The 13306-nt window shown below is 48.6% G+C and carries 10 protein-coding genes and 2 pseudogenes; 6 read left to right on the top strand and 6 right to left on the bottom strand.

What is annotated here, in order from left to right; genetic code table 11:
• Positions 1-12: 12 nt before the first annotated feature.
• On the bottom strand, positions 13-1149 hold the full coding sequence (locus KVT34_RS11315; protein WP_254634779.1) for an ABC transporter substrate-binding protein: 1137 nt from the start codon (positions 1147-1149) through the stop codon (positions 13-15).
• A 391-nt stretch (positions 1150-1540) separates the two neighbouring features.
• On the opposite strand from KVT34_RS11315, the gene KVT34_RS11320 reads away from it, so the two are divergent.
• The 3 genes from KVT34_RS11320 to nagA all read left to right on the top strand — a co-directional run bounded on the left by KVT34_RS11320 (position 1541) and on the right by nagA (position 4852).
• Entirely contained in the window at positions 1541-2584 is a 1044-nt protein-coding gene (locus tag KVT34_RS11320; protein WP_217558723.1) for a LacI family DNA-binding transcriptional regulator, read from the top strand.
• 338 nt (positions 2585-2922) lie between these two features.
• Positions 2923-3717: a DeoR/GlpR family DNA-binding transcription regulator gene (locus KVT34_RS11325; RefSeq protein ID WP_217558724.1), complete on the top strand. Its 795-nt coding sequence runs from the start codon at positions 2923-2925 to the stop codon at positions 3715-3717.
• Positions 3707-4852: an N-acetylglucosamine-6-phosphate deacetylase gene (gene nagA / locus KVT34_RS11330; protein WP_217558725.1), complete on the top strand. Its 1146-nt coding sequence runs from the start codon at positions 3707-3709 to the stop codon at positions 4850-4852. The genes KVT34_RS11325 and nagA overlap by 11 nt, the downstream gene beginning before the upstream one ends.
• A 181-nt stretch (positions 4853-5033) precedes the next feature.
• Here the strand turns inward: nagA and KVT34_RS11335 are convergent.
• Positions 5034-5294, bottom strand: a pseudogene (locus tag KVT34_RS11335) (sensor histidine kinase); the annotation flags it as partial.
• A gap of 305 nt (positions 5295-5599) precedes the next feature.
• Between KVT34_RS11335 and KVT34_RS11340 the strand changes: the two are divergent.
• Both KVT34_RS11340 and KVT34_RS11345 read left to right on the top strand, forming a co-directional pair.
• The gene (locus KVT34_RS11340) at positions 5600-6157 is read left to right on the top strand and encodes an RNA polymerase sigma factor (RefSeq protein ID WP_217558726.1); all 558 of its coding nucleotides are present in this window, start codon (positions 5600-5602) and stop codon (positions 6155-6157) included.
• The gene (locus KVT34_RS11345) at positions 6154-7059 is read left to right on the top strand and encodes a hypothetical protein (protein WP_254634780.1); all 906 of its coding nucleotides are present in this window, start codon (positions 6154-6156) and stop codon (positions 7057-7059) included. The genes KVT34_RS11340 and KVT34_RS11345 overlap by 4 nt, the downstream gene beginning before the upstream one ends.
• 156 nt (positions 7060-7215) lie before the next feature.
• Here the strand turns inward: KVT34_RS11345 and KVT34_RS11350 are convergent, their stop codons facing one another.
• From KVT34_RS11350 to KVT34_RS11365, 4 genes and pseudogenes are all read right to left on the bottom strand, one after another.
• Positions 7216-8241: a lytic polysaccharide monooxygenase gene (locus KVT34_RS11350; protein ID WP_217558727.1), complete on the bottom strand. Its 1026-nt coding sequence runs from the start codon at positions 8239-8241 to the stop codon at positions 7216-7218.
• Positions 8242-8471: 230 nt separating this feature from the next.
• A pseudogene (locus KVT34_RS11355) lies at positions 8472-8786 on the bottom strand (ATP-binding cassette domain-containing protein); the annotation flags it as partial.
• A gap of 169 nt (positions 8787-8955) precedes the next feature.
• Positions 8956-10620 carry a DUF6138 family protein gene (locus KVT34_RS11360; RefSeq protein ID WP_217558728.1) on the bottom strand — a complete coding sequence of 555 codons (1665 nt, stop codon included), beginning with the start codon at positions 10618-10620 and terminating at the stop codon, positions 8956-8958.
• A gap of 108 nt (positions 10621-10728) precedes the next feature.
• Entirely contained in the window at positions 10729-11505 is a 777-nt protein-coding gene (locus KVT34_RS11365; protein WP_217558729.1) for a class I SAM-dependent methyltransferase, read from the bottom strand.
• 455 nt (positions 11506-11960) lie between these two features.
• On the opposite strand from KVT34_RS11365, the gene KVT34_RS11370 reads away from it, so the two are divergent.
• Positions 11961-13184: a leucine-rich repeat domain-containing protein gene (locus KVT34_RS11370; RefSeq protein WP_217558730.1), complete on the top strand. Its 1224-nt coding sequence runs from the start codon at positions 11961-11963 to the stop codon at positions 13182-13184.
• Positions 13185-13306 lie beyond the last annotated feature (122 nt).

Below are 13306 nucleotides of genomic sequence, written 5' to 3' on the forward strand. Positions count from 1 at the left end.
CGATCACTCCGATCATTTGTGTTGATCCTGATTGTCGTTTATTGATTTTTCAATGCCCCTCAGACCCGCTTCCACGGTTTCCTGTCCGCTTGCCATTAATTGAAAATGATCGTTGATCACTTTGAAGAAGTAATCCCGGTCCGTAATCGGTCCGATCCACTCTCCCAGCGTCAAAATATCCAGCGAAGTTTTCATAAACGGATTGGCTTTGAGAAATTCGGGATTTTCGGCCACTTCTTTTTTGGCGGGGACTGTAAACGTGTTCAGATTCCATTGCAGCAGATTCTCGTTGGAAGAAACGAATTCAATGAAATCGACGGCGGCTTTCCGCTGCTTGCTTTTTTGTGCGGCTATCAGTCCCCAACCGGATTCGGCCGCGTATGAGGGCGGATTCGCCGTGAAAGACGGCACCGGCACATACTCGAAGTCTTCTGCCTTGTATGTATTCAAACCGGCGGCTATGGACCAGGGACCGCGATACGTCATCGCCGAACTTCCCTGAAAGAAATAGTCGGAGGTGTCAAGCTCTCCGCCGAACGTCGTGAGATCCGCGACTTTATCGTCTTTGATAAGCGAGACTAGTGCTTGCATCGCTTTTTTCGCCTCCGGCGTCCGAAAGTTCACGTGATCGTTTTCGCCCCAATACTTCCCGTTTTGCTGCAAAATCATGGAGAGGAACGTGAAGGTGATATTGTCGCCGGATACAAAATCAAACCCTTTCACCTTGATGCCCTTCCCGTCCCGGACCGTCAGCTTACGGGCACTCTCCACAAGCTCTTCCCATGTAGACGGAGGTCCTTCGATCCCCTTCTCTTTCAACATTTGCGGATGGATCAGCATGCCGCCGTTTTCGATATTGAATTCCAGCGGAAGTCCGTAAAGCTTGCCGTTCAATGAATATCCCCCAAGCGGGGCTTGGTAATAGCCGTCCCGGAGACGTTCGCCGTCCGGTATTTCCGCCAGCAGCCCGTTCGTGGAGTAGACGGGAACCCAGGTGCCGAACATCTCGGCGATGTCCGGAGGGTTTTTGGCAATAAAAGCAGCTTTTAGCTTTTGAGGGTAAACATCATATGGAAAGGATTGATAGTCGATCTCTACTTCCGGATGCTTTGCCTGATAAGCGGCAATCAAATCTTTATACGCATTCATAAAGGCATCTTCCTGATGGCTCCAAAAAACGAGTTTCACTTTACCGTCCGGATTTGCAGAATTATCAGCCGTCGTTTCTTTATCATTCGTGCAAGACGAAACGATAATCATTGCAAACAACAGAGAAATAAATGAAAAAAATCGGACATTTTTCAATTTGTAACCCCTTTCTTTTTATTTCACCTGGAATTTTCTACGTCCACATAGAAATAATACCTCCACAAAAATGAGACGTCAATATTTATTTTGCAATTTAGTTGCATTATTTTGATTATAAATTGCAAATTATTTGTCCTTATTTTCAGTTGACCTGCCTTTTTATTTTACTTAACATAGAGAGTAAGAATTTTTTGTTCGTTCATTCTTAAATGAAATGAAGGCAGGTTATAGCATGCCCACACTAAAAGATATAGCGGATCGGGTCGGTGTCTCCATTTCTACGGTTTCCCGTGTTTTGGCTGACGATATCAGCCGAGCCTCCCTTAGCAAAACTCGCCGGAAAATCTGGGACGCTGCCCAAGAACTCGGCTACACGATCAAGCTTTCCGCACAAGAGCCGGTGAAGAGAATCGGCTGCATCGTTTCCACGATGCAGGGAAGGCGCTATCATCCCTACTTCTCCGTTATTTTCGAAGGAATAGAGAAAGAATTGTCTCTTCACGGCTATCAGATTGCATTCACTTATACGCAAGAAGATTTGCAAAAACCTGAAATTTTGCAGCAGGTCATCCATAAAGATCAAACCGGAGGCCTCATTATTATCGAGGGCATCGAGAAGAATTTGTATGACTATATCCGCAAGCATGTGGAGCATATCGTCGGAATCGACGTGTCCGATCCGGATATTCCTACCATCTCCTATGACCGGGTCGAAGCCGCTCGTACAGCCGTCAAACATTTAACGGATCAGGGCCACAGGGATATCCTGTTTATCGGAGGCACCGGCTTGTCCGGAGAATTCCAGAGAGAGAAACGCTACCGGGGTTACAAGCTGGCACTGGAGCAGGCCGGTTTGACGGTTCAGCCGCATTATGTGCTAAACGCCGAGTGGGAACCGGATCAGGCTTACCGTCTCGTCCTGAATTACATCGACGAACATCGCGGCCACCTGCCTACCGCGGTTTTTGCGGCCAGCGATATTATGGCGATGGCGGCTATGCGCGCCATTTCCGAGAAGGGCTATGGAATCCCGCAAGATTTCGCCATTATCGGGTTTGACGACAACGAGCCTTCCCGTTACACCGTTCCTCCCCTCTCGACGATTCATATTCCTACCTTTGAAATCGGAAGTGTCGCCGCAAGAACGGTCTTACAGGAAATGCAGACGCCGTATCCTCTCCCAGTCAAAATTTTGCTGCCGTTTCAGCCTCTATTCCGCCAGTCAAGCGATCGTCGTTTGCAGAAGCTTCAAGACGACAACAACGCAACCCGCTAAACACGGCTGCCCGGCAAAAGTCATCCTCCTCCGTAAGGACTTTATTTTCCCCGTCGGAGCGAAACCTCGACTTAAAAGGCCGATCCGTCTATTCACATAAAACAAGCCATCCTGGGCTAAAGCGAAGGATGGCTTGTTTTTTATTTTCAGTTCGTTAAATTTCAAAATCTCCTAACATCAGTTACCCACTGTCTCGGATCATCAAGATCGGCTGAATTAGTTTTGTTTTATTCGACTCGTTATTCCTAGAAAGAATCAACGAAATACTTATAATTACTTAATATATCACTTGAAATACTTAAATAGTGTGATATGTTTACTTATAAGAGGTGAGATTGTTGTATCAAGAAGAACGATTATTGAAAATACTCGACTATATTAAAAAGCACCACGCGATGAGTGTGATGGATATTTGTTCTCTTCTCCATGTATCCAGGGATACGGCCAGAAGAGATATTGTTAAATTAGTGCAAGAAGGGGTCGTCATTCGTACACATGGAGGTGTCGCTCTGCCTCAATTGCAGAAGGAAATCGCCACTTATCAGGAACGTTTGATTGACGAAACAGACAGTAAGCGAAAAATCGGGAAACTAGCGGCTAAACTGGTTCAAGATCACGAAACGGTCATTTTGGACGTATCCACTACGGTACAGTCTGCAGCCGAACAAATTTCTGCTAAACATATTACGGCTGTCACACACTCTATAGACATCGTAGGAATTCTGTCCGGCCGGGAAGATCTGCAAGTTTATGTGCTCGGCGGCTACTTACATGCCAAAAACCGGTTGTTATTCGGGCCTTCCGTTATCGAAAAGCTGCGAGAATTAAGAGCGGATAAGGCATTTATCGGAGCTACGGCCATACGAGCCGACGGGCTTTACTTTCCGTACGAAGAGGATGTTTCCGTCAAAAAAGAGATGGCCCGCAGATCGGATCAGGTCATTGTTCTAGCGGATTCTACGAAGTTTACAAGCAAGTCGGTTTATCGTTTAGATTTTGACTTTGTCGATATTTTGATTACCGATCAGGAAGTGCCAATCGACATTAAAGAAGTACTTCATAATAAAAATATAGCGCTTCTACAATGTGAGGAGAAAGACAAATACGAGGAGGACGATAAGGATGAGTCTTAAAATTTTGCACCATGTAAACGTGATTCAAGAAGATAACACCACTCTGTCTGTCACGCTTTGGATACGGGACGGAATCATTGAAAAGATAGAAAGCGGCCTGGCTTCTCTTCCGGAAGGCGATTATGAATATATGGACGGTCAAGGCCGTTTATTAATCCCGGGCATGATCGATGTCCATATTCACGGCGCCAACGGTTTCGATATGATGGATGGAAGTGAGACCAGTATTCAGGAGGTTTCGCGGGCTTGTGCGGCAACGGGGTGCACCTCGTTTCTGGCCACCTCCGTCAGCTCGACCATCGAAGACTTAATAGCCATGATTCGCAGTGTGAAGCGTGTCGCCGGGCATGAAGTCGGTGCCAAAATCGTGGGGCTTCACCTGGAAGGTCCATACCTGAATCCGAAGCGTAAAGGGATGCAAAATGAGCGGTTTTTACGGCATCCGGATCTTACTGAAATGAAAGAAATTTTTGACGAAGCGGATGGGCTGATCAAGATGGTTACAATAGCTCCCGAATTACCCGGCGGGATGGAACTCATCTCTTTTCTGAAGGAAACGGGCGTGATCATCGCCGTCGCGCATTCGGATGCCACATACGAGGAAGCCAAACAGGCCTTTGAGGCAGGAGCCAGTCATGTAACGCATTGTTTCAACGGCATGCGTCCGATTCATCACCGGGACCCCGGTCTGGTTGTAGCCGCTTTTGAAGAAGAGCATGTAAGCCTCCAAGCGATTGTAGACGGCATTCATTTGCATCCCGCAATCGTTCGAATGATGCACCGCCTCAAAGGACCGGACGGCATGGTCCTTATCACAGACGCTTTGCAAGCCATGGGACTCGGCGACGGGAACTATATGTTCGGCGGGCATCACGTTACGGTTTCCGAAGGTGTAGCACGCTTGGAGGACGGGACTTTAGCTTCCAGTACGGTTACGATGAATGAGGCGCTGCGTCTAACCGTAGATACCGGCATTTCTTTAACAGACGCGGTTAAAATGGCGTCAAGTTCACCTGCACGTCTGTTGGGACTTGCCAATAAAGGTAAGATTTCCGTCGGTTTCGATGCCGATCTTGTCTTGCTAGACGAACAATTTCAAGTACAATGGACCATGATCAAAGGTACTATCGTCTAATTAACCGACATTTAAACTCAATCCCCCTTCAACTTTAACTCCGACAAAAGATCCACGCTTTTCTGTGGCGATAAAGAGCAATGAGGTTCGGAACAGTGTCCGGCACAACTCTTATGTGCTTGATTTCTTTACCAAACATTTAAAAAAAATGGCGGTCAACCGCTTAACGACGGTACCCTTTCTAATCCGGACCACCTGCCGGGGGCCAGCCTTCCAGCAGGGCTCCCCCCTCGGGATGGTTACTGACGGTAAGGCCGCCGCCGTGCCGCCTGACAATTTTTTTTGAAATGGTAAGCCCCAGACCGCTGCCTCCGGTTGAACGATTTCTAGAGCTTTCCCCACGATATAACGGTTCAAATACGCGCTCCAGTTCTTCCGAGGAGAAGCCCGGCCCTGAATCACGTATCGTAAACTTTATTTGATTCCCGTCCGGCGTCAAGCAAATTAACAGGCAAACGGATTTCCTGATCCGGAATGGTCATACTGCGACCGTTTCTCGGCATTGTGCCGGGGAGCGGTCGTATAGCTTTTTTTGAAAGCATTCGTTGTTGTATCGACTTTCCTTTTATTTTTTATTTTGTTACTTTAGGTCTTGTCGGCTTCACGGCGTTGCAGCACAAAGTGCCCATCTTCGCCTTTGAACAAAAACACCTTTTGCACGCATTCGGAAATCAATTCCGCAACCGGAGCGCCTTTTTTCCTACTTTATAAGTGAGGGCCTTAAACAAACCGAACGGAAGTGATGGAGTGGAAGACAAAGAAATCATACAGCTGTATTTTGCGCGCAATGAAAGAGCCATAGAAGAAACAGCCAAAAAATATAAACATTATTGTGTTCGGATCGCCCTTAATATTTTGTCCAGCGTGGAAGATGCGGAAGAATGCGTGAACGATACCTTTCTTGGAGCGTGGAGAGCGATACCGCCGAAGTCACCCGCTAAGCTTTCGTCTTTTCTTGGAAGAATCACGCGGAATATCGCTTTGGATAAATACGATTATCACACGGCCAAAAAACGCGGCAAAGAATTTGAGACGATACTCGATGAACTGAACGATTGCCTATCCTCTTCCGATCACGTCGAAAGCCGATATGAAGAAGAACAAATGGCCGAAGCGATCAGCCAATTTTTGAAGACCCTAAAGGAAGATCATCGCAATATTTTCGTGAGACGATATTGGTACTCCGATTCCATGACGGATATCGCGTCGCGATTTTCGATAAGTGAAAGTAAAGCCAAATCGATTCTGTTCCGAACGCGAAAAAAACTCCAGACACACCTTAAGAAAGAGGGGTATTCAGTATGAATAATAAGGATCTCTTTAAAACGATCGGGTACATAGACGACCAGCTTATTGAAAAAGCCCATACGGCTAGACACGCGAATAAAAAATCCTATGCGCTGTGGGGATCGGTCGCTGCCTGTGTCGCACTGGTGTCGGGGTTGGCGCTTTATGAGTCCCCTCCTATTCCCCAGCCTGCCGCACCGCAAATTTTCCAACAGTCACTGCCCGCATCACCGACCGGCATGCGGAAATTGTTAACGTACAACGGTTATCGTTATGCTTTCGTCGAAGACGGCGCACCATATAAATTCACGGGAACTGAGCCGGTAAAATCGCTCGGAACGTTAGTGGCAGATACAGGCCTCGAGAGCGGGAAGAACGCGAGTGGCAGCGATGTGGAAAAGGACTATACCGCAACTTTCGCCGTCGGTGGGAAACTGTACGAGATTGCTGCGTACCCGTCCCATTTCCGGATTGCGGTTCAATATGAACAGAACTTCTACCTGGCGGAAATCGTCGCGAAGGTAAACGACTCCGTGATTTCCGCTCAGGAATACCTGGATATGTCCAATCTTAAGGAACATGTGCGGGACATTCATATTTTGAATCATACGGGGAACGACGTGCTGAAGAAAATGACGGACTCCGCTTCTGTGAAATCCATCGTCGAAGGCCTTTATACGGCGGAAACGGCGAATTTAACCAACCGGGAATTCGAAGGCATCGCAGAGGCGCAATCCCAAGGGAAATCGTACCAACTGAAGTTTAACCTTAAGGAAGGGACTGGCATGGCCATGTATATCATCCCGGAGTTAAAAATCGTGTCGATGGGAGACGCGTACTATCAATTGCCCGACCGTTTCTTGGAACTGTCCGGCGATCTATTTAAAAACCTGAAGCAAGACGCGCTGCCGCTATACTAATCCTGTTAATCTGATGCCAAGCCTGCTTCTCCATTCCTCACGTGATTTCTAGAGGATGGATTCTTGACAGCCGGCAAGCGTTTCGCTGTTGATTCCATTTCCACGCAAAAAAAAGCCCTGGAGGTTGCCGCCTCCAGGGCTTGCTGCGCGCTAACGTTAAGGAATGACCTTCCATACGTTGGTACCGGTCGGCGTTTCGCCTTGGGTCCACCATTTGGCCTCATAGTTGACACCGTTGTAGGACACCTTGTTACCGCCTACATAAACCGTAGTCGCACTCCAGGCCGGATATGTGGTTGTGCTGCCGCCCGTCGTTTTGACCGTCACTACGGAAGAAGATGGGGATGCCTTGCCCGAAGAGTCGATTGCGCTTACGGTAAAGCTGTAGGAAGTGCCGCTCGACAGACCTGTGTTCGTGTAGGAGGTCGAAGTTGTCGTGCCTACCGCAACGTTATCGCGGTATACTTGATAGCTAGCCGCTCCCGCTACCGAGGCCCAGCTCAAGGAAACGCTGTTGTCCGTTACGGCTGTGGAAGCCAGATTCGCCGGAGCGGGAAGTGCGCTGCCTCCGCCGAAATCTGCATCCGTCACATTGACGTAAGCGGTAGGCGCTCCGGAGACTTCCCAGATAGCCAGGATGACATGATAGCCGGTTCTTTCGGGAACGTTACAATTCGTAGTGTAATAGTTACTGGGGCTTGCACCGTTCAGATCCACCTGACAGAAAGGCGTCAAGTCAAAGGAAGCTCTCGTCAGAGGGGCGTTCGGATTCCAGCCCGGCTTGGTGATGAAATACTTAAAAGTCGTTGTAGCGTGTGCGGCGTTCAACTGCCATTTGAACGCCTGCGGGCCCGACGTCATAGGAATCTTGCTCCAACGTGTCGAGGTTTGCTCGTCAAGTTTGGGGAAGGTGTTACCGGCACTCGCGATGTGACCGTCGGCGGGGCCTCCGTTAGGAAAGCCTTTGCCCGCTTCGGCGCTTTGCGGCTCGTAGGAGGCTCCTCCGCAATCCTTGTTCACGTTGTTTTTGCATAAAAGCGCACGGCTGGCGGGAACATCCAAATACCCGTGGGCCGAGCCGTTTTCGGGAAACAAGACCGTCAGTAAGGCGAGCATCAGCAGCATTCCGCCTGCGGCAATCAGTTTTTGCAGCAAGGTTTGGTTCGGTAAAGCCAAATTCATCATTCATTCCTCCTCAGATTTGGGTTTTTAGCGCCAAAAGCGCTTACATTTCGTTAGTTTAAACGACATCACCTCCCTTAAAAGTCTAGCAGCGGCCTTTGGTAGAAACATACATTTCGTATTCATATCTTCCATATTATAAGTCGGATCGGAGCAGATCACAATAATTTTCTAACAAAAAAAGGATTTCCTGTAACGGAATGTCTCCTTTTCTGCGAGGATATACGGTTTTATTCAATCATTTTCCAAGTATCCGCCTGCTGCTGGATATCCCTCAACCGGGCGTACAGCCCTTTCGCCGCCAGAAGATTGGAATGGCTGCCCTGTTCGACGATGCTCCCGTTATCCAGCACGACGATGGGCGCATCTTTGAGAAGTGCTCTGGCAATGGAAACCAGCTGTTTCTCACCTCCGTAGAGCGTACTTCCTCCTTCTCCGACAAGGGTGTCGTAAACGTTCGGAAGCTTCATGATGAAATCGTGACAGCAAGCCTGGCGCGCCGCTTCCTCGATCTCTTTCATCGTGGCGTTGCTGCGTCCGAAGCGCGTAATCCGGCTGCGTATCATTGTGTGCAAACCCTCTTTCTTTTTTATAATCATTATCATTGTCAAGAAGTTCATTTTATGCTTTATCTTTTGGAAGATTAAATTCTAGCGTGAAATCAAAAAAAGCCGCCCATTTGGCGACTTTTTAAACGTGCGGGAAATGCTATCGTTACCGGCGGCTCGAGAGCTGCAACAGCTCGGAAAGCCATTGCCCACGATCCCCTTCCGCCTTGGCGGCCATTTTCTTCAGCTTGTCCGTTCCGCCCCAGATCAAATAATGGATGTGCTCCACCTCATAGTACTGAAGGTCTCGAAGCTGTTCAAGCAGCATCCTAAGGTTCGAGTCGTCTTCCATATCTCCTTTGATCTTCAGCTTCATCGAATCCGTGCTGTGCAAAATGCATTTCACCAGCGTAGGAATCGTTTCCGAGTTAACGCCATGCCGCTCGGCCAAAGCGACCGTGAAGTGGTTCTGAACGGACTGGTGCTCTTCATCAACTTTCCCCATGTATTCTTCCACTAACGGAAAATAGGCACGATCCGCCAATCCGAGGCCGAAGACCGCATAACTGCCCGGCATGCAGTTCTTCTCCCCTTCCGTATCCGCATACCATTCGAACGGTTCCATCGCCGCTCGTGCGTATTCCTCCAGCAAGGGATGCAAATTCGGGTATTCCAAGGCTTGGGCGAAAAAGCGGTGTGTGCCCGACTTGGCCAGCCCTTTGACAGGCAGCCATTGTTTGACGCCGGATTTCAGCTTGATTTGATAGCTTTTGGAAAAGCCTAGGCTTAGCAAGCGAGTCAGAAACCGGAGCGCTCGCCCGTAGCTCTCCTCAGTTTCCTGCTTAATAACTAGGATAACCTCGGCAAACACATCGTTGGCTGTGCATTCCACCAGTTCGTCGCGAGAGCGGACGTCTTCCTTGGCGAACGTGCCGCTGCCTTCCACGGTCAGACGTTTTGCCCGGGCACTTCCCAGCTCGATCGCGCAATTCAACATATCCAGTCCCGTGCTTCTGCTGTAGGAGGGTTCGTATTTCAGAATCAAAATTGCGGTATATAGAATAAGTTCGATCGGACCCTCCTCGGTATTTTCCAGTCGGGCATCGCTTTTTTTCTTAAATTGTTTCTGGAACTCTGTTCCTACCTGATCAAAATAGCGAGGCAGCCATTGCTCCTCCGCCCAATTCCGCAAAGCGACTACCAGACTATTCCGATGCTCCGCAAGATGTTTGTTGCCTTTGTTCACTTGTTGAATCTTCTCGAAAAGAGAAATGATCCGCCCGGCATCCACGTCCGGAAACAGCCTCTCGTCCAACAGATGCCTGGAGAGGAAAAACGTCTCCAAAGGTTTGGTCGGATATTTACCCTCTTCGAGCTTTTTCGCAATATAGGAAGAGATTCGTTCCAGCAATTGGTTCTTCTTCGTCTCGTCAACATATTCGTAAATACGAACGCTGACCTCGCCTTCCCTTGTCCGGAATTTTCCTGCGAAAGTAAAATGATAATCGATTAAAGCAGGTGTCAGAACGTCCAATGTTTGCCCGATATAAGCGGCAAGTTCAGGAACGATCCGCTCCCGCACTTGTTCCTCTGTCAGGGTTTCCGCGTAAGCGTCTCGTCTGGCCGCAGCTCCCGGCACTGTAAAGTCAAGATTGTTGTCCGACACGTTCGTCCTACCATTGGCGTATTCCAGCAGAGCGTAATCGTGAATGCCTATCTGAAGCGAAGTGCGCTTCACGATTTGGTCCGCGTCCTTATCGCTAATATAGGCCGCCCACTTATCGATTTGCCGTTTCATTTCGTCCAGAGTCGTTTCTAGAGTAAGATCCATGTCCATCTGATGCTCCTTTATATGGCAACCGTAAAATTCTTTCCAATTAAGGATATTACTTATCTTACCATATGAAAACACCTGATATCAGGTTTTAAGATGATTCAATCAAGGGGTTTCCTTGACGGCGACGATGCGTAACCGGCTTGTGTCCATCATCCATTGACCTTCCCGGAGGAGGTGCGGTTTAACCTTTGCCTCGATAGCGCGGTAGATAGACGCTTTGTCAGTCGAGGTGACGTCCCGGAAGAAATAATCGGAGAAACTGTCCAGCCAGTTCCTGACTCCCAAATCTCCCTTGAGCGGAGTGGGTTTGTCGAAGTGCTGAGCCAGCATAACGCGAAAGCCGGTCTGCTCCAGCAGGCTGGCGTATTCGCCAATCGTGGGAAAATACCAAGGGCTTCGCCCCGCCCACGCATAACCGCGAGCCTCCAGCTCCTGCTCCATGGCGGTGGTCAGTGCGGCAACATTCCCTCGTCCGGCGAATTCGGCAACGAATCGGCCTCCCTCCCGTAGAGCCAGCCAGATGGTACGGGCGACAGCGGGAGCATCCTTGACCCAATGCACAGCCGCATTGGAGAACGCAGCGTCAAATCGTACCTCTGTCCGATACTGACAAACGTCTTCCACCTGAAAATTCAATTCAGGGTACTTATGCCGGGCCTTTCTCACCATCTCTTCCGACAGATCGATACCCGTAGGTACCGCTCCCGTGGCCGCGATCTCCGCCGTCAGGTCACCGTTCCCGCATCCTACGTCCAGGATTCTCTCTCCGGTTCGCGGCAGCAGCAGGGACAAGGCCTCCACTCCCGGTTTGACGCCAAAATCCGGATGTTCCTTATACGCTTTCGGGTTCCAATGGTTGTTAGTAAGTTCGCTGCTCATAAGTTTTGTCTCCTTTTTTGTATGACTGGAAATTCTCTTCCGCCGGGCCCGCAACAGAAGCCGGCACTGCTTTGCTGCCGGAGGCGGCGGCAGTTCCGCCCATTGCAGCGGTAACAACTCAATATCGGACTTCAAAGATATTTTATGTCTACAATTGGTCAAACCTGAACAATCCGCTTTCTCCAGTTTCGTATGGAGGGGATCGTTCGCCGTTTTCGGATACTTCAGTTCCATAGATTTTACGTATCTATAATAACTACGACTCCGCAGCTGTGTCAAGAATACTCCGAAGCACTGTACGGAAGGCGCTCCGGCGAATATCAATTTCAATTTCAATAGAAGGACCCAGACTTGCAATAACTTTGGAAATAGATTACTTTTAAGCTGTTAAAGTTTGTCGTATAAACAGGCTTTTTGCCGAATGAACGGAAAACCATATCGCGGGGAGATTTGTCATGGATATTACCCAAGATTTCGTGGATGAACGTTTTAAAACTTTTGTTCTTGACCGTTTTTGCGAGAATCCCGGGCGGATTCAAACAAGCGATGTGGAAGGGATCGTTTCCCTCCAGCTTGCGAATCTGCAATTTACTAGTCTGAAAGGGCTTGAACATTTCTCTTCTCTTGAAGAGCTTGATTGCTCGTTTAATCACCTGACGGAACTTGACATCAGCAAAAATGCGCACCTCATACGACTCGATTGCAAGAAAAATAACCTTCATCTGCTGGATACGAGCCATAACTTGAAACTGAAGGAGCTGGCCTGCGACAACAACGTGATTTATTCCCTGGATTTGTCGGCCAATGTGCAGTTGGAAGCGGTGGATTGCAGTTTTAACCGGCTTAGGAACTTGGATGTCAGCCACAATCCCCTGATCACTAAGTTGATCTGCTCCTGGAATATGATTTCAGACTTGCATGTGGAACATAACCACCATTTGCAGAAACTTAACTGCTCCTATAATTCCCTATTCAATTTGGAACTGAAGCGGAATGCATCCCTCGTACACCTGGATTGCGGAAGCAACTATTTAATCGAATTGATTATACAAGATGGCGCCGGCCTCGTTGAAATACGCTGCAACAGCAATCATTTGAAGCAGTTGGACGTATCTCAGTGCCCGGTTTTAGAAAGTTTAAGATGCTTCCAGAATCATCTTACAAGCTTGGATCTCAATCACAATCCGCTTTTGAACGAGCTTTACTGCTCGGAAAATAAACTCACCGAACTCAATATCAGCTGTAATCCGATGCTGAAGCGGCTGGATTATGCCGATAATCTGATCGTCGAGCCGGATCATACGGTCAAAGGAATGGGAACTTTTCGATACGACCGCTCGTTATGTTCCTATCAAACCGCACTTCGCTATAAAGACAAGGAACTATCCGTTAGAGCGGAGGTACCCGCCAAGGCGGATATGAAACGTCTGTCACCGTTAATCAAGAAGACCTGGGAACGACTGGATCAGCTTCATGAGCAGGCAGCAGACCTGATCGCCCGCACACATCCTGACGAAGACGTTACCGAACTGGTCCTGTCCGAGCTCGAATTCGGAAAAGACGCCACCATTCGGATAGGATACGATGCAGGCGAGTCACCGGCCGGACACCTGTACATTTACGCCGTTTTTAACCGCAAACATGAACTGAGCAGTCAACTCGTGTATGAAACCTATTAGTGAATCTGCCAAGCCTTTACCGAAGTTGAGTTGATGTTCTTGGGTCCCCGACATTTTAAAATCATAAAAAAGCACTTAAGCGGAGCTTGCGAAATCTTGAAATTGCAGCAGGCTCGTGCCAA

Origin of the sequence: Paenibacillus sp. GbtcB18 (genome assembly GCF_019091125.1) — a bacterium.
In the GTDB taxonomy this organism is placed as follows: Bacteria; Bacillota; Bacilli; order Paenibacillales; family NBRC-103111; genus Paenibacillus_F; species Paenibacillus_F chitinolyticus.